This window comes from Sphingobium sp. C100, from assembly GCF_000508185.1.
GTDB lineage: Bacteria > Pseudomonadota > Alphaproteobacteria > Sphingomonadales > Sphingomonadaceae > Sphingobium.
In genome coordinates, this window is the sequence record NZ_AYOY01000145.1 from 14,567 (window position 1) to 34,581 (window position 20,015).

Sequence of the window (20,015 nt, forward strand, 5' to 3'; positions counted from 1 at the left end):
AGGGGAGGACTATACCAATGGCTTTCAAGCCGATCATTTCTGGCTCCACATCCATCTTGGCGCTGATGCTCGCCGGCGCCGCCCACGCCCAGAGCGCACCGTCCGCCACGCCCCAGGCCGCCCCGGAGGACGACGTCGCCGACATCGTCGTGACCGGCGTGCGCGCGTCGATCGTCGGTGCCCTCAACGTCCGCAAAAATTCAACCCAGATCGTCGATTCGATCGTGTCGGAAGATGTCGGCAAGCTGCCCGACAATAATGTCATCGAAGCCCTCCAGCGCGTGACCGGCATCCAGGTCACCAACCGCACCGGCGGCGAAGCGGCCGGCATCTCGATCCGCGGCCTGCCCGACGCGCTCACCACGCTCAACGGCCGCAACATCTTCACCGCCGCCGGCCAGTCCTTCTCGCTGCAGGATATTTCGGCGAACCTTGTCAACCGCGTCGATGTCTACAAGACTCGCTCGGCAGATCAGATCGAAACCGGCCTCGCCGGCCAAGTGGATGTCCAGACGCGCCGTCCGTTCGATTTTGACGGCTTCGCCATTTCGGGCTTGGCGCGCGGTATCTATAATGAGCAGGCAGACACCTATAATCCCAACGTCGCGCTGCTCGTCAGCGATCGCTGGGAAACCGGCATCGGCGACATCGGCATCCTGGTGAACGGTAGCTACACCCGCACAAAATATCGCGACCAGACAGTGACGGCGGGCGCGCTGGTGCCGTTCGCTGATCTTTCTCCGACCGACGGAACCGGACTGACCGGCTTCCAGCGCATCTTCCCCGCCGGCCGCGATCCGGTCACGGGCGAATTCAATGTCGCGCCGGGACTGGGTGCCTGGGAACCCGGCCTCGACCGTGGCCTGCCGACGGCGGCAGGCTCCACGATGCTCGTAAACGGCGTTGAAACCCCTTATTATCTCTCGCGCGACGCGGTCTTCAGTTCCGACCTCTACGGTAAGCGCGAGCGCCCCTCCCTCAACGTCGCGCTCCAATGGGCGCCCAACAGCAGTTCGGTCTATACCGCCGAAATGTTTTACGCCGGTTTCCGGGGCGAGACCTTCAACAGCCTTCAGTTCAGCTTCGTCGATTTCTGGGACAATCCGGTAGCGCCGACCCTGTATGACGGCACCAACATCGTGAAATCGCGCGTCGCCAACAATGTTTATGGGTTCAACAGCGGCGACTTCACCAAGTCGAAGACCGACAGCTTCGTTTACGCGCTGAACGGCAAATGGGATCTGGGCGACCGTGGCAAGATCATCGGCGACATTGCCTATCAGACCAGCCAGGTTGATTCATCCTTCATCGCCATGCGCACCGACCGGGGTGCAAAGCAGATCACCACGGATTTCAACGCCGGCGGCGGCATCCCCTCCTATCATTTCGACGACGACAGCCTGCTGAACGACACCAGCATCTGGAACGTGGCCCAACTCTACGATAACGCCAATCGCGACAAGGGCAGCGCCATTACCGGCACGCTCGACGGTTATTATACGTGGGACGAAGGCTTCATTCGCCAGGTCAAGGCCGGCATCCGGCTCGACCAGCGCAAGGCGTCCAACTATGTCCGCACGCAGGATCGTGGCGCCCCGCTGACCGCGACGACGCTCGCGGGCCTGGGCGAAGACGCTGCCTTCACCAATTCGGATTTCTATCAAGGCCGCGCCGACGTCCCGACCAGCTGGACGCTGGCCAATGGCTATTGGCTCTATGACAATGCCGACATGGTGCGCGGCCTCTACGGTCTGACCACATCCGATCAGCTGTCGCTGCAAAAGACGTTCGACATCGACGAAAGCACCATCGCCATGTATCTGCAGGTCGATGGCGAAGTGTCGATCTTCGGCCGTCCGCTGAAGCTTCAGGCCGGCGCGCGCTATGTCACGGTCGACACCGACTATAATTTCTTCGACCGCTACAACAATGGCGCACGCACCAGCGTCTCGTCGGGTTCTGACCGCTGGCTGCCCAGCTTCACCGCCCGATACGAGATTTTCGACAATCTGCGCCTGCGCTTCAACTATGGCGAAACGCTGCGCCGTCCCAACTTCGGCGACATCAATCCCAATTATAACCTGACCGGCGACCTCACCAATCTGGGTTATGGCAGCGGCACGGCGGGAACGGCGAACCTCAAGCCCACCCACTCGAAGAATTACGACGTTGCCCTCGAATGGTATTTCGAGCGCAACAGCGCCATCACGCTGACAGCCTTCCGTCGCGAAATCGAGGGGCTGGTGGTGCCCCTGACGATCCAGGAATATATCCCCAATAACGGGATCGAAGCCGGCGCAACCGACACCTTTGCGATCACCCGCCCGATCAACGCTTCCAACGGTGTGCTCAAGGGGCTGGAACTGGGACTGACCTACTTCCCCTCCTATCTGCCGGGTCCGCTCGACGGCCTGGGCTTCGTGGGCAGCGTCACGGTGCTCGACTCGAAGCAGAATATTCCGCAGTCCAACTCCGCCGGCGAAATCACGGGACAGGCGACCTCGTCCTTCTTTGGCGTGTCAGACCTCAGCTACAACGCCACCTTGGCCTATGATAATGGCCCGATCGGTGCACGCCTGTCCTATATCTGGCGCAAGGAATTCCTCGCCAACAACGAAGCACGCCTGTTCGCCAACCCGATCGGCGTGTGGCGCAACCCGGAAAAGAGCCTGGATCTTCAGCTCACCTGGAACCTCAATGATCGGCTCGGCGTGACCTTCGACGCGGTGAACCTCACCAAATCGAAGCAGCAGACCTATTATAAATTCGAAGATGTCGGCGGACCGGAGCAGTTCAACCTCGGCACGACCCTCATCGCGCGCACCTTTGCGCTGGGTGTCCGCTATACCTTCAAATGAGTGCCCGGCAGGGCGCGGTGTCTCCTCACTGTGCCCTGTCTCATGGCGGCCGCTTCGGGAAACCTCTCCACTTCCCGGAACGGCCGCCATATCTGTTTGTAACGATATGGGAGGATGCGCGATGCGCGCGATACGGATGCTGCTGCTGGCGGGGGCCGCGCTCACCGCGACCGGGGCTGCCTCTCCTCCGCCCGCGATGGACACGGCCGCCATCGCCGCGCAGCGTTTCGGCAATGACGCGCCCTGGTATCGTGAGCGCATCCCCTTCTTCGAATCCGCCGATCCAAGTCTGGACGCGGTCTATTATTATCGCTGGCAGATTTTCCGCGGGCATCAGCGCGACCTGGGCGCGGAAGGCTATATCACCACCGAATTTTTCGACGATGTCGACTGGCAACGCCATCCCTATGCCAGCCTGAACGACGCCAGCGGCTTTCATATCGCCGAAGGGCGCTGGCTCAATGACCGGCGCTTCACCGACGATTATATCAACTTCATGTATCGTAGCGGCGGCAATGATCGCCATTTCACCGATCATATGGCCGATTCGGTCTGGGGCCGATATCTGGTCGATGGCGACCGCGCCGACGCGATCGAACATCTGCCGGTGATGAACCAGACCTATCGCCTGTGGGACGATCATTTCGATTTCGACAAGGGGCTGTATTTCGTCGAGCCGCTGCTCGACGCCACCGAATATACCGTCTCCTCGATCGACGCGTCGGGCGGCAAGGACGGCTTCAGGGGCGGCGACGCCTTCCGCCCCTCGGTCAACAGCTATATGTTCGCCAATGCCCGCGCCCTGTCGAAGATGGCGACGCTGGCCGGGGACAAGGCGATGGCGGCCGACTATGCCGCCCGCGCCGACGCGCTGCAAAGCCGTGTGCTCGAAGCGCTGTGGAGCGACAAGCTCACCCACTTCATCGACCGGCACCAGTCGCAAAAGAACGAGTTCGTCAATTACTGGGAGCCGATCCGCAGCCGCGAACTGGTCGGCTATCTGCCCTGGATGTTCGGCCTGGTGCCCGACGACGCCCGATATGCGCAAGGCTGGACCCATTTGCTCGACCCCGCCTCGCTCGCCGGGAAGGCCGGGATGCGCACGGTCGAGGCGAATTACGAATATTATATGCGGCAATATCGCTATCTGGGCAGCGCCCCGGAATGTCAGTGGAACGGCCCGATCTGGCCCTATCAAACGACGCAGGTGCTGACCGCCATGGCCAATCTGCTTGAAGATCGCAAACAGCATGGCCCGGTCACGCGCAGCATTTATATGCGCCTGCTGCGCCAATATGCCGCGCTTCATTATCAGGGCGTGGGGACGGACCGGCGCCTCGACCTGGAGGAGGATTATCACCCCGAAACCGGCAAGCCGACCGTGGGCCTCGACCGCAGCCACCATTATTTCCATTCCGGCTTCAACGACCTGATCCTGTCCGGCCTGGTCGGCATCCGTCCGCGCGCCGACGATGTGCTGGAAGTGAATCCGCTGCTCCCCGCAAGCGACGATCCGCAGGCGCTCGCCTGGTTCCGGGTGCAGGACGTGCCCTATCATGGGCATAAGGTCGCGGTGACATGGGACGCGGACGGCAGCCATTACCGGCGCGGCGCTGGACTTTCGATCGAGGTGGACGGCAAGGAGGTCGCCCGCCGCGACACGCTGGGCCGCGTCGAGGTGCCGGTGACACGCGCTGCCCCTCCCGTCATTACGCGCCCGATCAACCGTGCGGTGCAGCTGGTGCGTGGCAATTTCCCCATGGGTTCGGCCTCCAGCAACGCCGATGTCGAAAATGTCCATGACGCGATCGACGGGCGGACATGGTTCTTCCCCGAACTGCCCAATGGCTGGTCCTCGGCCCCGTCGCCGGCGCAACAATGGTATGCTATCGACCTGGGCCAGCCGGTCGACCTGTCACGCGCCGAACTCGCCTTCTTCGCTGATGGCAAGGGGTTCGCCGTGCCGCGCGCCTATCGCTTGCAAGCGTGGATGGACGGCGCCTGGCGCGACATCGCGAAGCCATCTGGCAGCCCGGTCGCCAATGGCGTCACCGACCTGCGGTGGACGGCGCTGCGCACCGGCAAGGTCCGCCTCGCCTTCACGCAGCAACCCGGCAAGGCGGTGCGCCTTGCCGAATTCAAGCTGTTTCCGGACTGATCGCGCTCAGTTCTCGACGCTGATGACGCCGCGCCGGATCTGGTCCAGCTCGATGCTTTCGAACAGCGCCTGGAAATTGCCGTTGCCGAAACCTTCATTGCCCTTGCGCTGGATGATCTCGAAGAAGATCGGGCCGAACATGTTTTCGGTGAAAATCTGGAGCAATATGCCCTCGCTCTCGACATCGCCGTCGATCAGGATGCGGTTCTTCCTCAACCGCTCCAGATCCTCGCCATGGCCCGGCACGCGCTTGTCGACCAGTTCATAATAGGTCTCGATCGTGTCCTGAAGCCGGACGCCGCGCGCCCGCAGCCGCTCGACCGTATCGTAGATATTGGCGGTGGTCAGCGCCAGATGCTGGATGCCTTCGCCATGATAGTCGCGAATGAACTCCTCGATCTGGCTCTTGTCGTCCTGGCTTTCATTGAGCGGGATGCGGATGGCGCGGTCGGGCGCGATCATCGCCTGGCTGGTAAGGCCGGTCGCCTTGCCTTTGATGTCGAAGAATTTCTGCTCTTCAAAGCCAAAAAGGGTGCGATAAAATTCGCTCCACACCCGCATCTGCCCGCGCCGGACATTATGGGTCAGATGATCGAGCAGGTCGAGCCCGACATTATTCGCCGCCTCCTGCTCGCGCCAGCCGGGGAATTCGGCCCAGTCGGCATACAGGTCCGCGCCGTCCTTGATGAAATAGAGATAGGCGCCGCCAATCCCCTCGATGACGGTGTCGTCTTCCTCGGTCGCCTTGGCGCCATGGGACAGCGCCCATTCCAGCGCGCCCTTGGGGTCCGCCACGCGAAACGCCATGGCGCTCGCCGACGGCCCATGCACGCCCCTGAACGCCGCCACCCGGCCCGCATCGTCGCGGTTCAGCATCAGGTTGATGCGCCCCTGCTTGTAACGGGTGATATTCTTGCTCGGATGGCGATGGGTCGGCGTGAAGCCCAGCGCCTCGAACTGCGCCGCCATCTTGTCCGGCTCGGGCGAGGTGAACTCGACAAATTCGAAACCGTTGAGGCCCAGCGGGTTCTGCGATGCCATGTCGGTCTGCTGCTCCAGGGTGGCGGTGGTCATGAAAGCTCCTCTTCCTTCTGTCGGGCATAGGCCTGCGTCCCGCGCGTCAGCACGCGGTCGTCGGGCGAAATCATGTCGGTGTCGAAATCGGGCAGGCCATCGAGCGCGCGATAGAGCGGCGCGAAGTCGGTCCCGGCCGTCTGCGCCAGCAGCTGTTCGAAACTGTCGATGACGAAATAGCATTGCTGGAAATCGTCGATCTTGTAGCGGGTGCGCATCAGCCGCTGCAAATCGAAGCCGATCCGGTTGGGCGACGGGTCTTCCAGCGCAAAGCGGGACTCCGCGTTGGACGACACGATCCCCGCGCCATAGAGGCGCAGCCCGTCGGCCGTATCGATCAGCCCGAATTCGACCGTATACCAATAGAGCCGCGCCAGCTTCTCGATCGCGCCCAGCCCGTCGGCGCGCAGCCCGCCCCGGCCATAGGCCTGCATATAATCGGCGAAGATCGGGTTGGCGAGCAGCGGCACATGGCCGAACACGTCGTGAAACACGTCCGGCTCCTCCAGATAATCCTCCTGCTCGGGCGTACGGATGAAACGCCCGGCGGGGAAGCGGCGATTGGCCAGATGCTCGAAGAAGACCCGGTCGGGCACCAGGCCCGGCACCGCCACCACCTGCCATCCCGTCGCCTGCATCAGCCGCTCCGACAGCGCCCGGAAATCGGGAATACCCGGCTTGTCCATGCGCAATATATCGAGGCCCGCCAGAAATTCCGGCACGACCCGGCCGGGCAGCATCGCCGCCTGCCGGTCGAACAACCGATCCCACATGGCGTGATCGGCCGCGCTGTAGCGGTCCCACGCCTGCGGGATCGTCCCGTCGGCCGCGGCCGCGGCGGGGGCTAAATCGGCATCTTTCTCCATGCCCCCATGGTCGCAAAAGAAAGCCGAAAATGCTTTTCAAAATTGCGGTATATGCAGGGATGATCGACAATATGTTTCATGATATTGTGAATGGATGAGCAATATTATCACCCTTGATCCGCTCGACCGCCGCATTCTGGGCGAGCTTCAGCGCGACGCCACGCTCAGCAACGCCGAACTGGCCGAACGGGTGGGCAGCACCGGGCCGTCCTGCTGGCGCCGGGTTCGCGCCATGCAGGAACAGGGGCTGCTGCGCCGCGCCGTCTGGCTGGCCGATCCGCGCGCGCTGGGCCAGGGCGTCACGGTCCTGTGCCATATCCGGATGAAGGACTTCACCGCCGAAAGCATCGCCGCCTTCGAAGATTTCGTGCGCGGTCATGAACAGGTGATGGAATGCTATTCCATGTCGGGCGAATGGGATTATCTGGTGCGGGTCGTGGCGTCGGACGTCGCCGATTATGAGCATTTCCTGATGCGGACCCTGCTCAAACACCCCTCGGTCGCGGGGGCTTCGTCGCAATTCGCGCTGTCCACGACGAAATATGAAACCGCCCTTCCCATCCGCTGACGGGCGCGCGCCCGGTCCCGCCCGGCGGCCGACACGATAATTTTATCCTTGCCCCGGCGCCAATCCCATGCACAAAGCTTGCCAATCGCCTTCCGGCTGCCAATTTACCCCCGCGAGGCGCCATGGCCCGCAAGGATGACAGGATGCACGACGTAACCGCCCCGGATCGGCCGACCCCGGCCCACCCCCTCGCCCCCCAGGAAGTGGGCGACGGCCTGTCGGTCATCTCGATCGCCAAAAGCTATGACAAGCGCGTCGTGCTGTCCGACGTGTCGCTGACCGTGGGCAAGGGCGAAGTGGTCGGCCTGCTCGGCCCCAATGGCGCGGGCAAGACGACCTGCTTCTATTCGGTCATGGGTCTGGTCCGCCCCGATCGCGGCCGCATCGTGCTGGACGGGCAGGATATTACCGGCCTGCCCATGTATCGCCGCGCGATCCTGGGCCTGGGCTATCTGCCGCAGGAAACCTCGATCTTCCGGGGTTTGAGCGTCGCCCAGAATATCGGCGCGGTGCTGGAACTGGCCGAACCGGACAAGGCCGCCCGCGGCGCGCGCCTGGAACAATTGCTCGACGAATTCGGCCTCGCCCGCCTGCGCGATTCCTCCGCGATGGCGCTGTCGGGCGGCGAGCGTCGCCGCTGCGAAATCGCCCGCGCGCTGGCCGCCAATCCCTCGATCGTCCTGCTCGACGAACCGTTCGCCGGCATCGATCCGCTGTCCATCGCCGACATTCGCGACCTGGTGAAGGATTTGCGGAATCGCGGCATCGGCGTGCTCATCACCGACCATAATGTCCGCGAGACGCTGGAAATCGTCGACCGCGCCTGCATCATCTATGATGGCCAGGTGCTGTTTGCCGGCAATCCGACCGAACTGGTCGCCAATGCCGAGGTCCGCCGCCTCTATCTGGGCGAGAATTTCCAGCTTTGAGATGGGACCGGGGCAGCCTCTTCTTCCGGTCATGACGCGGGCTTCCGCATATAAACTGATGGCCGAAGACTGATGGCGCTCGGCCCCCGCCTCGACATTCGCCAGAGCCAGTCGCTGGTGATGACGCCGCAGCTTCAGCAGGCGATCAAGCTGCTGGCGCTCTCCAATCTGGAAATAGAGGCCTATGTCGCGGGCGAGCTGGAAAAAAACCCGCTGCTCGAAACCGGCGGCGACGATGCGCCACCCGCCGCCGATGGCATCGACCGGGATGTCGACGCACCGACCCTCGCCGCGGAAACCGGGTCCAGCGACGATCTGATCGCCCAGGGGCTGGGCGGCGCGGACAGCCCGCTCGACGTCGATCAGGGCGCCGACATCTTCATCGACGATGGCCCGGCGGACCGCATGGCGTCGGCCATGGGGACGGGCGGCGGCATGGATATGCTGTCGGGCGGCGGCTATGGCGAGGATGCGCCCGATTTCGACAGTTTCGCCGCGCCTGACGTGGGCTTGCAGGAACATCTGATGGATCAGGCCCGCGCCGCCCTGTCCGGCATGGACCTGCTCATCGCCGGCCAGTTGATCGGCCAGATTGACGAGGCCGGCTATCTGGAGGCGAACCTGCTGGCGACCGCCCATGGCATGGGCGTGCCGCTCCAGCAGGTGGAGCGGGTGCTCGGCGTCATCCATGGCTTTGATCCCACCGGCGTTGGCGCGCGCTCGCTGGCCGAATGCCTGACGCTTCAGGCCAAGGAAGCCGATCGCCACGACCCCTGCATGGCCCGCCTGCTCGCCAATCTCGACCTGCTGGCCAAGGGCGCCCTGCCGCAGTTGCGCCGCATCTGCGGCGTGGATGAGGAGGATATGGCCGACATGATCGCCGAACTGCGCGGCTATGATCCCAAGCCTGGCCTGCGCTTTTCCAATGATCGCGCCGCCCCGGTGACGCCCGACATCTTCATCCGCCCGACCGCCGAAGGCTGGGCGATCGAGGTCAATGGCGCCACCCTGCCCCGCCTGCTCATCAACCGCAGCTATTATGTCGAACTGTCGAGCGGCCCGCAGGACAAGAACAGCAAGGCATGGCTGGCCGACTGCCTCGCCAGCGCCAACTGGCTGGTCAAGGCGCTCGACCAGCGGCAAAAGACGATCATCAAGGTGGCAAGCGAGATCCTGCGCCAGCAGGAAGCCTTCTTCCGTCAGGGCGTCGCGCATTTGAAGCCCCTGACCCTGAAAGCCGTGGCCGACGCGATCGGGATGCACGAATCCACCGTCAGCCGCGTCACCTCCAACAAATATCTGTCCTGCCCGCGCGGCCTGTACGAACTCAAATATTTCTTCACCAGCGGCGTCTCCTCTTCGGGCGGGGATGGCGGCTCGGTCTCGGCCGAAGCGGTGAAAAGCCACATCAAGGCGCTGATCGCCGCCGAAGACCCGCAGGCGATCCTGTCCGACGACACGCTGGTCGACCTGCTCCGCGCCAAGGGCATGGACATAGCCCGGCGGACAGTGGCCAAATATCGCGAGGCGCTGGGCATCGGCTCATCGGTGCAAAGACGACGGCAAAAAGCGTTGAAGGGCAAGGCGGCGTAGAGCGGCATCCGAGCGGAAGCTGTGGACCGGTCGGCAACCACGACACGGGGCGGAGGCGGCAGCGGACCGACCGGCCGCTAACCCGGCCCACACCCGTCATTCCAGCGGACGCGCGAATCCATTGAGCCTCAGTTGGCTGTATCGCCCAAACCGATATTGATGCCGCGCTGGCCTGCGGCCCCCTTCGGGTCGCGAGGATGACGAAAAGGTGGAGAGCGGACATCGCCTCCATCGTCATGCCGGCGAAGGCTGGCATCCCACTTCTTCATCTGCCTCGCGACAGAAACGAGATCCCAGCTTTCGCTGGGATGACGAAGAAGGGTGGGAAGCTGACAGGCAGGTTTCGGCAGATTTATCAGAATAGCAGACTTCAGGCCTCGCCGTTACAGAATGGGCCTTCCCGTTTTCGCGATTTTGGGTCGAGCGTCACGGTCAACACCCCGCAGCCACCGTCCACTATAGATGGCAGATTTCGATAGTCTCCGACCCAGCGGCGGTTACCGGCAGAAAGGTTATAGAACTTATTTTGGCGGTCTCGATTATCAGGGATAATGAATATGCCAATGATCTTACCATCAGGCTCTACCGAATAATATCGGGCATATTCCTGCCACGGACGAGCGCCCGCAGGCATCACAATCGCATTCTCGACCCTGTTCATTCCATCCTGATGTTCATCAACCGACAAAGAACAGCCAGCAAGAAGTAGCGGCAGGATCAGTGAACAAAGACGCTCCATGATGCCAGCCTGTCATTTCATTTCAACGTCTGCAAGCAGACAAACGAAGCGTCCTGATTACAGGCAAAAAATGGTCGATCTTGCCCGGTCCGCTTTCCTTCCCGAATCCGGACGGACTGCTGTCGCGACGATCGAAGCCGAACCAACCTTTTGGATGACGATCGAGGGTGGATGGCGGACTGTCTGGTTTGGACGAGATAATCTACGATAGCTGACGCTGCGCGAATAAAAATCGCTCCAGTTGCTGTCATTAGAAACTTTGCGCTAAATGCGATTATGACAGATGCAATTCTCACCTTGGAGCAAATGGATACCGGGGTAATCTTTTACCATCACGCCGACGAGCGGGCTTACTTCGAGTGGCTGGAGCGCATCCCCTGCGTGGCAAGCGTAAAAGGCGAAGGCTCCAGAGGGCTGGTCATCAAGCTAAAGCGGAGGCCCGGCGAAGATGACTTGCGGCAGCTTCTTGCGCTCGCTTTTCGCTATAAGCTCGACATGCGGAAGTTCGCCAAGTTCGAGAGTGACACCAATCGTCACTGGTTCCGTGATCGCCGCATGTTCTGGTATAAGCACGTATTTGGAGCTTGATCCCGCGCCAACTGCACGACCGCTTTCCACCAGCCTTCAACCTGCCAATTGAATGAGCGTCGGGTTTGAGGGATGCGGATAATCTAGCGGAGCGACCAAAAATGGTCGCAACCGGCTACTCAATATTCTCAACGTCATGCCAGCGCAGGCTGGCATCTCAGGCGGAGACGCACAGCAGCAGGGGTAGCAGCTTTCCAGCGCCGTCCCGCTTCGCCCGAGACCCCAGCCTTCGCTGGGGTGAAAAGCGGGGACGGCCGCGTTCAAGCGATCTTGCACCTCGCTCAACGATCCACTTCCGCTCGTTAGCGGACACGACGCTGTTGATCTCGCCTCTGCTCGCGTCCCGCCATATCTCTCGTCATGCCGGGCTTGACCCGGCATCCCGCTTCATTTTTCGCGCCAGTCATGAAGAAGCGCACCCCGCTTTTAATGTTGGATTTTCTCTGATCTATCCTCCGGCATGAAACAGGCCCTTCGCTTCGCTCCCGATCGCTTTGCCCATGACCGCGCCGGCGCGTCCGTGGCGCGTCGATGTGACACCGGTGCCGCGCCGGCGACGCGCGGGCGTGACCCGATTGACGCGCAGGTGGCGCGTCACGGACGCGTCACCGATACTTTGCAGTGACTTTTCGATCAAAATGCCTGCAACGGTGTGAACTTCGGGACTGGCGCGTCATCGATACCCTATTCCAAAAGTTGCGCCGCCTATCACCGGCGCCCTGCTTGACCCCAACCGGCCCAGCGGCAAAAGCAGTCGGCAAAGACCAGTTACAAGGATCGCCCGCCATCATGTCCGTCGCTTATCTGAACGGCCGCTACCTGCCGCTTGCCCAAGCCCGTATTTCCCCGCTCGATCGCGGCTTCCTGTTCGCCGACGGCATTTACGAAGTCGCCGCGGTGATCGACGGCAAGCTGGTCGACAGCGCGTCGCATCTGGCCCGGCTGGAGCGCTCCACCGCCGCCATCGGCATCGCCCTGCCGCTCTCTCTGGCTCAGATCGAGGCGGCGCAGCAGGAACTGGTCGTCCGCAACGGCTTTCCCCAGGGTCTCGTCTATCTCCAGATCACGCGCGGCGCGGACGCGACGCGCGACTTCATCGCCCCGGCCGACCTGCAACCGACTCTCTTCATGTTCATGCAGGACAAGCCCCTGCTGGATACCCCCGCCGTGCGCACGGGCATCGCCGTTGCGACCATGGCCGACCTGCGCTGGGCGCGGCGCGACATCAAGAGCGTGGGCCTTTTGGCCCAGGCCATGGCCAAGCAAGCGGCGAAGGACGCTGGCGCGACCGAGGCCTGGATGGTGGAGGACGGCTTCGTCACCGAAGGCGCTTCGTCCACCGCCTTCATCGTCACTGACGAAGGCATCGTCACCCGCCCCTACAGCCAGTCGGTGCTGGCGGGCTGCACCGGGGCGGCGCTGACCACGCTGGCCCAGGAAAGCGGTCTGGCGGTCATCCGCCGCCCCTTCACCGTGGCCGAAGCGCTGACCGCGCAGGAAGCCTTCATTACCAGCGCCTCCACCCTCTGCCTCTCCGTCGTCCGTATCGACGGCCAGCAGATCGGCGACGGCGCCCCCGGCCCGGTGGCGATGCGGTTGCGCCAACTCTATATCGATTTCGCCCGCGCGACCGCCGTCTGACGAATGATCCGAAATGGAGGAAGCGCCCACCCCCAGCCCAGGCATAGGAAACTTCCTCGAAATCGGCCCGAACCGTCGCCATGGCGGACTGAAAACGGACCGGTCTGACAGGGCCTCAGGGCCGCTTTTCCGGGCTTTGCGCCAACTTCCCTCCGGAACGGCCGATTATCGGGCTGATCCGATCCGTTCTTGCTTTAGTCTCAGGAACGAAGCTAGAACGGGGACCGGACCATGACGGAAGATTTTTCCTACGCCACGCCCTATCACGGCCATGACGAACCGATCGCCCGGCCGGACGAACGGCACAGCCTGCTCGTCATCGCCGACGGGGTCGATGCCCAGGAACTGGAGCCGGTCGCCGACGCGGCCAATCTGCGTCTGCTCGGCCTCGCCAGCCTGTCGGATGCGCCGACGCGACTGGACGATCAGACCCAGTGCGATTCGCTGCTTCTCTTTTGCCCGGCGATGACGCCGCTGCTCGAACGGCTGCTGGTGCAGGTCGAAACCCAGGCGATCCAGACCGGCATGGCGGTCATTCTGGTGGCCGGATGGGACACGGTTGAACTGGCCTTCGCCTGCGTGCGCAGCCCGCATACGCAATTGCTGTGCGATCCCGACCGCACCGAACTGGCCGCCGCCCTTGTCGCTGCGGGTGAACATCGGCCCATCAGCGGCAGCGTCCATGAAATGGATCGCGAAGGCGCACGCCTGCAACAGTTGAGCGAAGAGGTCGGCCGCCTCGCCCGCACCATCGACGCCCTGACCCAGCGCAACAAGGCAATGGCCACGCCCGGCATGGCCACGCCCAGCTTCGATCTTGGCCCGCGCATATCGGACCGGGCCAGCGACTATATCGGTATGCCCATATTCACGCCGATGGGCGTTCCGGCCCAGCCGGCCGAACCATCCCTGACCCCGGCCATGGCAACGGTCACGGCGCAACAGGTGCGCGACATGCTGCGCGCGCGCCGCATCCGCGCCGATTTCCTTCCCGGCGACCTGTTCGCCGACCCGGCCTGGGACATGCTGCTGGATCTGCTGGCCGCGCGGCTGGAACAGGAACGCGTGTCGGTATCCAGCCTGTGCATCGCCGCCGCCGTGCCGCCCACGACCGCGCTGCGCTGGATTCGCACGCTCACGGAAAAAGGGCTGGTGCTGCGACAGGCGGACCCGCATGACGGCCGCCGCGTGTTCATCGCCCTGGCGCAGGACACCGCCGAATCCCTGATGCGCTGGTTCGGCGCCAGCCGCCGCCTGCTGGCATGACGATTGCCCGCTTGACGCCCGGCGCGATTGCCCTAGATAGGCCCGACCCCAAGGGGGCGATTAGCTCAGTTGGTAGAGCGTCTCGTTTACACCGAGAATGTCGGCGGTTCGAGCCCGTCATCGCCCACCACCCCACTACCGCCCATACCATACGCCTCCGTAACATTCATGTTGCAGCAAGGGTCGATAGGGCATCGGTATTGCATGTCACTCGCAGCCATCCTTGGCGGCACGCTCGCGCCGGTCCTGCTGATGCTTTCGCCGCTGGCGGTGATGGCGGCACAGGATTGCACCGATTGGAAATGGACCGCCAAGGCGGCCAAGCCCAGCCGCGATACGGGCTGCCTTCCCCGCCGCTGGCCGTTAATGTAGCGCCGCGTAGCATATTGCGACGCAGCGCAGCCGCTGCTAATTCCGTCCCATGATCCAGCCGCCCGAAATCATCCGAGTCTCCAAGCCCCGCGTATCCTGCGACGGTTCGGGGGATATTCCCGCCGCCCTCGGCCATCCGCGCGTCTTCCTGGAAATCGACGAGCATGGCTATGTCGACTGCGGCTATTGCGACCGCCGCTTCGTGCTGATCGGCAGCGTCGCCGACACGCCCGACGTCGTGACGAAGCCGGACATCGCCTCGGGCGCCAGCTTGTAATTTTTCCATTGGGCTTGGGTAGGGCCGCCCCTATATCGAACGGCATGACCGATCATGCCCCCCTGTTCACCGACGCCCGCGGCCTGCTCTATCGCCCCGGCCTGCTCGACCCCGATGGCGCACGCCGTCTGACCGCCGCAGCCCTTGCCGGCTGCGACGACGGCGAACTCTATCTGCAATATCGGGCGAGCGAGAGCTTCGGCTTCGATGACGGCCGGCTCAAGACCGCCGATTATTCGACCGACGCGGGCTTTGGCCTGCGCGGCGTGTCGGGCGAGATGACCGGCTTTGCCCATGCCAATGACATCAGTGAGGCGGCGATCGCCAAGGCCGCGCAAACCCTGACCCTGCTTGATCCTGCAAAGGACCAGCCTGCCCCGCCGCCCCTGCACACCAACCGCCATCTTTATACCGACGTCAATCCGCTGGAAATCGTGCCCTTCGCCGAAAAGGTGACGCTGTGCGCCCGGATCGACGCCGCCGCCCGCGCCCGCGACCCGCGGGTCGCGCAGGTGTCGGTCAACCTGGCGGGCAGTTGGTCGGTGGTGGAAATCGTCCGCGCCGACGGCTTTACCGCGACCGATATCCGCCCGCTCGTCCGCCTGAACGTTTCCGTCATCCTGGAGGAAAATGGCCGCCGCGAAACGGGCGTGTTCGGCATTGGCGGCCGCTATCTCTATGATCAGGTAATGGAAGAGGGTGTCTGGAACCGCGCGATCGACGAAGCGCTGGCGCAGGCGCGGGTCAACATGCGCTCGGTCGCCGCGCCGGCTGGGGAAATGACCGTGCTGCTCGGTCCCGGCTGGCCCGGCGTGCTCGTCCATGAAGCGATCGGCCATGGGCTGGAAGGCGATTTCAACCGCAAGGGCACCAGCGCCTTTTCCGGCCGCATCGGCGAGCGCGTCGCAGCGCCTGGCGTCACCGTGGTGGATGACGGTAGCATGATGGACCGGCGCGGCTCGCTTTCGATCGACGACGAAGGCACGCCGACCCAGGAAAATATCCTGATCGAGGACGGTATCCTCAAAGGCTATATGCAGGACCGGCTCAATGCGCGGCTGATGGGGGTCGCACCCACCGGCAACGGCCGCCGCGAAAGCTATGCCCATGCGCCCATGCCGCGCATGACCAATACCTTCATCAAGGGTGGCCAGGACGATCCGACGGAACTGCTGGGTCGCATCAAGTCCGGCATCTTCGCCAAAAGCTTCGGCGGCGGTCAGGTCGATATCGTGTCGGGCAAGTTCGTCTTTTCCTGCACCGAGGCTTATCGGGTCGAAAATGGCAAGATCGGCGATCCGATCAAGGGCGCCACACTGATCGGCGATGGCCCGACCGCACTGACCAAAGTAGCCGGCATCGGCAATGACTGGGCGCTGGACGAAGGGATCGGCATGTGCGGTAAGGGCGGGCAGAGTGTGCCGGCGGGCGTGGGCCAGCCGACGCTGCTGCTGGAAGGGTTGACGGTCGGCGGCACGGCCGCCTGACCGTCCCGCATGCCGGGCGGCCCCACGACCACCGGAGCGATTCCCCATATGAATGGTGGGAACCCTCCGGCCGGTTCGACATTGGTCCTGCATGAACATGCTGACTGATAGCCATGACGCCGTCACCGCCGACTGGGCGGCCGCACTGCTCGATTTCTGGTTCAACCAGGTGGGCGAGGCGGGGTGGTGGAGCCATGACCCTGCGCTCGACCGGCAATGCGCCGGTGCGTTTGAGGCGCTGTGGCGGGAAAAGCAGAGCCTGTCGGCGGAAGCTTTCCTCGACCGGGCCGACGATGCGTTGGCGGCAGTCCTGCTGTTCGACCAGATGCCGCGCAACATGTTCCGCGATACCGCACAGGCCTTTGCCACCGACCCGCTGGCGCGCGAGGTGGCGCGCGGGGCCATTGCCCATGGCTATGACATTCAGATCGGCGGCGCGGGCCGCCTCTTTTTCTACATGCCGTTCCAGCATAGCGAGGCAATGGAAGATCAGGAGATGTCGCTGAGCCTGTTCGAGGGCGCGGGCGATGAAAGGTCGATCAATTTTGCGCGCGAGCACCACGCCATTGTCGCCCGCTTCGGCCGTTTTCCGCATCGCAATGACGTGCTGGGGCGTGAAACGCTGCCAGAAGAAGCAGAGGCGGCTCAGAAAGGCGCGGGCTGGTAGCCGCCTGATGCACAATTTTTAAGCAGAGCCGTGGGCCTGCCTAATTTTTTGGCGTGTCGTCACGAAAGACGGGACGCCAAGCCCGCATGAACGGGCGCTCGACCATTTGGCACGCCTCTTGCTGTTAGTTCCCTGCACACCATTAACAGGGGGCGACATGAAACTTGTCATGGCTATCATCAAGCCGTTCAAGCTTGACGATGTCCGCGAGGCACTGTCCTCGCTCGGCATCGCCGGTATGACGGTCAGCGAAGTGAAGGGCTTTGGTCGCCAGAAGGGGCAGACCGAAATCTACCGCGGCGCCGAATATTCCACCAATATGGTCCCGAAGATCAAAATCGAGGTGGTCTGTGACGACGACCTCGCGCCGCGCGTCGTGGAAGCGACGCAGGCGGCGGCCAATTCGGGCGCCATCGGCGATGGCAAAATCTTCGTCCTCGATGTCGGTCAGGCCGTGCGCATCCGCACTGGCGAGACCGGCGAAACCGCGCTGTAAAAAGGGGGGAATGATGACCTTTTTCAAGAAATTCGGCGGCGTGGCGGGGGCTGGTGCCCTATCGCTCTGCGCCGCCCTGCCCGCCTGGGCGCAGGATGCCGCGGCCGCGGCGCCCGTGCCGGACAAGGGCGACACCGCTTTCATGATGATCGCTACCGTCCTGGTCCTGGCGATGATCCTGCCAGGCCTCGCCCTCTTTTACGGCGGTCTGGTCCGCACCAAGAATATGCTGTCGGTCATGACGCAGATCGGCGCCGTGGCGGCTTTCGCCATGCTGATCTGGGTGATCTACGGCTATACGATGGCCTTTGGTGACGGCGGCAACGCGGTCATTTCGGGCTTCGGCAAACTCTTCCTGGCGGGCGTAACCCCCGACAGCAACGCCGCCACCTTCACCGATGGCGTCGTCATCCCCGAATATGTGTTCATCTGCTTCCAGATGACCTTTGCCGCGATCACCGTCGCGCTGGTGCTGGGATCGGTGGTCGAGCGGATGAAATTCTCCGCCGTCATGGTCTTCGCGCTGATCTGGCTGACGATCGTCTATTTCCCGGTCGCACACATGGTCTGGGCGGGCAACGGCTATTTCTTTGGCCTGGGCGCGCTGGACTTTGCCGGCGGCACCGTGGTCCACATCAATGCCGGCGTATCGGCGCTGGTGGCCTGCCTCATCCTGGGCAAGCGCATCGGTTACCCCAAGGAACCCATGCCGCCGCACAGCCTGACGCTGACGGGTGTGGGCACCGGCCTGCTGTGGGTCGGCTGGTTCGGCTTCAACGCCGGTTCGGCGCTGGAAGCCAATGGTTCGGCCGCGCTGGCGATGATCAATACCTTCGTCGCCACCGCATCGGCCGGCCTGTTCTGGATGCTCGCCGAAAAGCTGAACGGCCACAAAGGTTCGGCCCTGGGCTTCTGCTCGGGCATCATCGCCGGCCTCGTCGCCGTGACGCCGGCTGCGGGCAATTCCGGCCCGTTCGGCGCGATCATCCTGGGCGCCGTCGCCTCGGTCATCTGCTTCTATGCCGTCACCATCCTCAAGCCCAAGCTTGGCTATGACGACAGCCTGGACGCCTTCGGCATCCACGGCGTGGGCGGCATGGTCGGCGCGATCGGCACCGGCATCGTCTATGCCCCGATGTTCGGCGGTCCGGGCGACGGTTCGGTCGGCATCGGCGCTCAGCTCGTGATCCAGATCGAAGCGGTCGGCGCGACGATCATCTGGGCCGCGATCGGCACCGCCATCGCCATCTACGTTGCCAAGGCGGTCACTGGCCTGCGGGTCAGCCAGGAGGTCGAATTTGAAGGCCTCGACCTCGGCGAACATGGCGAGCGCGCTTACAACCCGTAAGTTTTCACTGAATTGGCCGGGCGGCAATCCCGCCGCCCCGCCTTCCGATGTTCCTCCTGCGAACATGCCTTGGGCCGGTGCGAAAGCATCGGCCCTCTTTTTTTTGCGTCAGGTGGAACGGGTCCAGAGGTTGGCAGAACGCGGCGTGATGGCCGGCCAGCGGCGCGCACGGGCTATCACCTGAAACCCGGCGCGCGCCACCCAGGCGAGTTTCTCGCGCTTGGGCGTCACGACCCTATGGTCCCAGGCATGGTCGCCGCGCCGCCCCACTTCGCGGGCGATGTCGCCATAAATACCTGCCGCGGCCAGCACCGCCCAGGCGGCGCGCGGCGGCAGCGCGCCGGTGCCGTGGCGGGCGCTCTCCTCATAGGCGGCCGCCATATCGACCAGACGCCGCACCAGGATCGTCAGGCGCGGCCTGACCCACGGCTTCATATGTTCACCCGGCGGAATATCCATCTCCACCAGCCATTCGATGGGAAGGTAGCAGCGATCCGCCGCCTCATCCTCGCTGATGTCGCGCGCGATATTGGCGAGCTGAAAAGCCAGCCCAAGATCGCAGGCCCGGTCGAGCGTTGCCCGGTCATCGGGATCGACGCCCATCAGCACCGCCATCATGCAGCCAACGACGCCGGCGACATGATAGCAATAGCGCAGCATGTCATCCTGGCTACGGGGCCGCCAGTCCCGTGCGTCTAGCGCGAACCCCTCGATCAGATCATGGGCATAATGGTCGGGGATGGCGCATTCCCGCATGACGACGCCAAAGCCGTCAAAGGCCGGGTCGCCGGTCGGATCGCCACGCAAGGCGCTGTCTGTCAGCACCCGCATTTCCGACAGGCGGGCCTGCGCGTCCGACACGCTGGTCATCGTACCGCCATGATCCTGCCCGTCGGCGATGTCGTCGCATTTACGGCACCAGGCGTAGAGCAGCCATGCCCGTTCGCGCGTCACCCGGTCGAACAAGGTGGACGCCATGGCGAAGGATTTGGAGCCGCGCGCGATGCTTTCGCGCGCATGGGCGACAAGGGCGGCGCGGTCGGGAATTGGCGTATCGCTCATAGCACGGGACATGCCCTGCATCGCCC

18 protein-coding genes and 1 tRNA gene are annotated in these 20,015 nt (G+C 63.4%); 15 read left to right on the forward strand and 4 right to left on the reverse strand.

Features of this window, described 5'->3' with window-relative positions:
• The first annotated feature begins 17 nt into the window (after window positions 1–17).
• Together C100_RS36320 and C100_RS36325 are read left to right on the forward strand one after the other, a co-directional pair.
• The gene (locus C100_RS36320) at window positions 18–2,858 is read left to right on the forward strand and encodes a TonB-dependent receptor (protein WP_024019981.1); all 2,841 of its coding nucleotides are present in this window, start codon (window positions 18–20) and stop codon (window positions 2,856–2,858) included.
• Window positions 2,859–2,979: 121 nt separating this feature from the next.
• Window positions 2,980–5,016: an MGH1-like glycoside hydrolase domain-containing protein gene (locus tag C100_RS36325; protein ID WP_024019982.1), complete on the forward strand. Its 2,037-nt coding sequence runs from the start codon at window positions 2,980–2,982 to the stop codon at window positions 5,014–5,016.
• A 6-nt stretch (window positions 5,017–5,022) separates the two neighbouring features.
• On the opposite strand, the gene hppD is transcribed toward C100_RS36325, so the two are convergent.
• Window positions 5,023–6,090, reverse strand: coding sequence for a 4-hydroxyphenylpyruvate dioxygenase (gene hppD, locus C100_RS36330; protein ID WP_024019983.1), 1,068 nt, complete (start codon window positions 6,088–6,090; stop codon window positions 5,023–5,025).
• On the reverse strand, window positions 6,087–6,956 hold the full coding sequence (phhA, locus tag C100_RS36335; RefSeq protein WP_024019984.1) for a phenylalanine 4-monooxygenase: 870 nt from the start codon (window positions 6,954–6,956) through the stop codon (window positions 6,087–6,089). Before phhA ends, hppD begins: the two co-directional genes overlap by 4 nt.
• Before the next feature lie 94 nt (window positions 6,957–7,050).
• Between phhA and C100_RS36340 the strand changes: the two genes are divergently transcribed.
• From C100_RS36340 to rpoN, 3 genes are all read left to right on the forward strand, one after another.
• Window positions 7,051–7,524: an Lrp/AsnC family transcriptional regulator gene (locus C100_RS36340; protein WP_024019985.1), complete on the forward strand. Its 474-nt coding sequence runs from the start codon at window positions 7,051–7,053 to the stop codon at window positions 7,522–7,524.
• Window positions 7,525–7,667: 143 nt separating this feature from the next.
• Window positions 7,668–8,453, forward strand: coding sequence for an LPS export ABC transporter ATP-binding protein (gene lptB, locus C100_RS36345; protein ID WP_031309483.1), 786 nt, complete (start codon window positions 7,668–7,670; stop codon window positions 8,451–8,453).
• 72 nt (window positions 8,454–8,525) lie between these two features.
• Window positions 8,526–10,046, forward strand: a complete 1,521-nt coding sequence (gene rpoN / locus C100_RS36350) for an RNA polymerase factor sigma-54 (protein WP_024019987.1) — start codon at window positions 8,526–8,528, stop codon at window positions 10,044–10,046.
• A 370-nt stretch (window positions 10,047–10,416) separates the two neighbouring features.
• Here rpoN and C100_RS48300 read toward each other — a convergent pair whose 3' ends face one another.
• The gene (locus C100_RS48300; protein WP_152536462.1) at window positions 10,417–10,785 is read right to left on the reverse strand and encodes a hypothetical protein; all 369 of its coding nucleotides are present in this window, start codon (window positions 10,783–10,785) and stop codon (window positions 10,417–10,419) included.
• A 276-nt stretch (window positions 10,786–11,061) separates the two neighbouring features.
• Between C100_RS48300 and C100_RS36355 the strand changes: the two genes are divergently transcribed.
• From C100_RS36355 to C100_RS36400, 10 genes are all read left to right on the forward strand, one after another.
• On the forward strand, window positions 11,062–11,373 hold the full coding sequence (locus tag C100_RS36355) for a hypothetical protein (protein WP_024019988.1): 312 nt from the start codon (window positions 11,062–11,064) through the stop codon (window positions 11,371–11,373).
• 789 nt (window positions 11,374–12,162) lie between these two features.
• On the forward strand, window positions 12,163–13,014 hold the full coding sequence (locus C100_RS36365) for a D-amino-acid transaminase (RefSeq protein ID WP_024019990.1): 852 nt from the start codon (window positions 12,163–12,165) through the stop codon (window positions 13,012–13,014).
• Between the two features lie 231 nt (window positions 13,015–13,245).
• Window positions 13,246–14,280 carry a winged helix DNA-binding protein gene (locus C100_RS36370; RefSeq protein ID WP_024019991.1) on the forward strand — a complete coding sequence of 345 codons (1,035 nt, stop codon included), beginning with the start codon at window positions 13,246–13,248 and terminating at the stop codon, window positions 14,278–14,280.
• A gap of 54 nt (window positions 14,281–14,334) precedes the next feature.
• Window positions 14,335–14,410, forward strand: a tRNA-Val gene (locus C100_RS36375).
• A gap of 74 nt (window positions 14,411–14,484) precedes the next feature.
• Entirely contained in the window at window positions 14,485–14,652 is a 168-nt protein-coding gene (locus C100_RS48620; RefSeq protein ID WP_024019992.1) for a hypothetical protein, read from the forward strand.
• Window positions 14,653–14,701: 49 nt separating this feature from the next.
• The gene (locus C100_RS36380) at window positions 14,702–14,929 is read left to right on the forward strand and encodes a zinc-finger domain-containing protein (RefSeq protein ID WP_024019993.1); all 228 of its coding nucleotides are present in this window, start codon (window positions 14,702–14,704) and stop codon (window positions 14,927–14,929) included.
• A 44-nt stretch (window positions 14,930–14,973) separates the two neighbouring features.
• The gene (gene tldD / locus C100_RS36385; protein WP_024019994.1) at window positions 14,974–16,416 is read left to right on the forward strand and encodes a metalloprotease TldD; all 1,443 of its coding nucleotides are present in this window, start codon (window positions 14,974–14,976) and stop codon (window positions 16,414–16,416) included.
• Window positions 16,417–16,507: 91 nt separating this feature from the next.
• Window positions 16,508–17,083 carry a DUF924 family protein gene (locus C100_RS36390; protein ID WP_024019995.1) on the forward strand — a complete coding sequence of 192 codons (576 nt, stop codon included), beginning with the start codon at window positions 16,508–16,510 and terminating at the stop codon, window positions 17,081–17,083.
• A 157-nt stretch (window positions 17,084–17,240) separates the two neighbouring features.
• Entirely contained in the window at window positions 17,241–17,579 is a 339-nt protein-coding gene (locus C100_RS36395) for a P-II family nitrogen regulator (RefSeq protein ID WP_004209785.1), read from the forward strand.
• Between the two features lie 13 nt (window positions 17,580–17,592).
• Window positions 17,593–18,927 carry an ammonium transporter gene (locus tag C100_RS36400; RefSeq protein WP_031309485.1) on the forward strand — a complete coding sequence of 445 codons (1,335 nt, stop codon included), beginning with the start codon at window positions 17,593–17,595 and terminating at the stop codon, window positions 18,925–18,927.
• A 108-nt stretch (window positions 18,928–19,035) separates the two neighbouring features.
• On the opposite strand, the gene C100_RS36405 is transcribed toward C100_RS36400, so the two are convergent.
• Window positions 19,036–20,010 carry a phytoene/squalene synthase family protein gene (locus C100_RS36405; protein WP_442800314.1) on the reverse strand — a complete coding sequence of 325 codons (975 nt, stop codon included), beginning with the start codon at window positions 20,008–20,010 and terminating at the stop codon, window positions 19,036–19,038.
• Window positions 20,011–20,015: the final 5 nt, after the last annotated feature.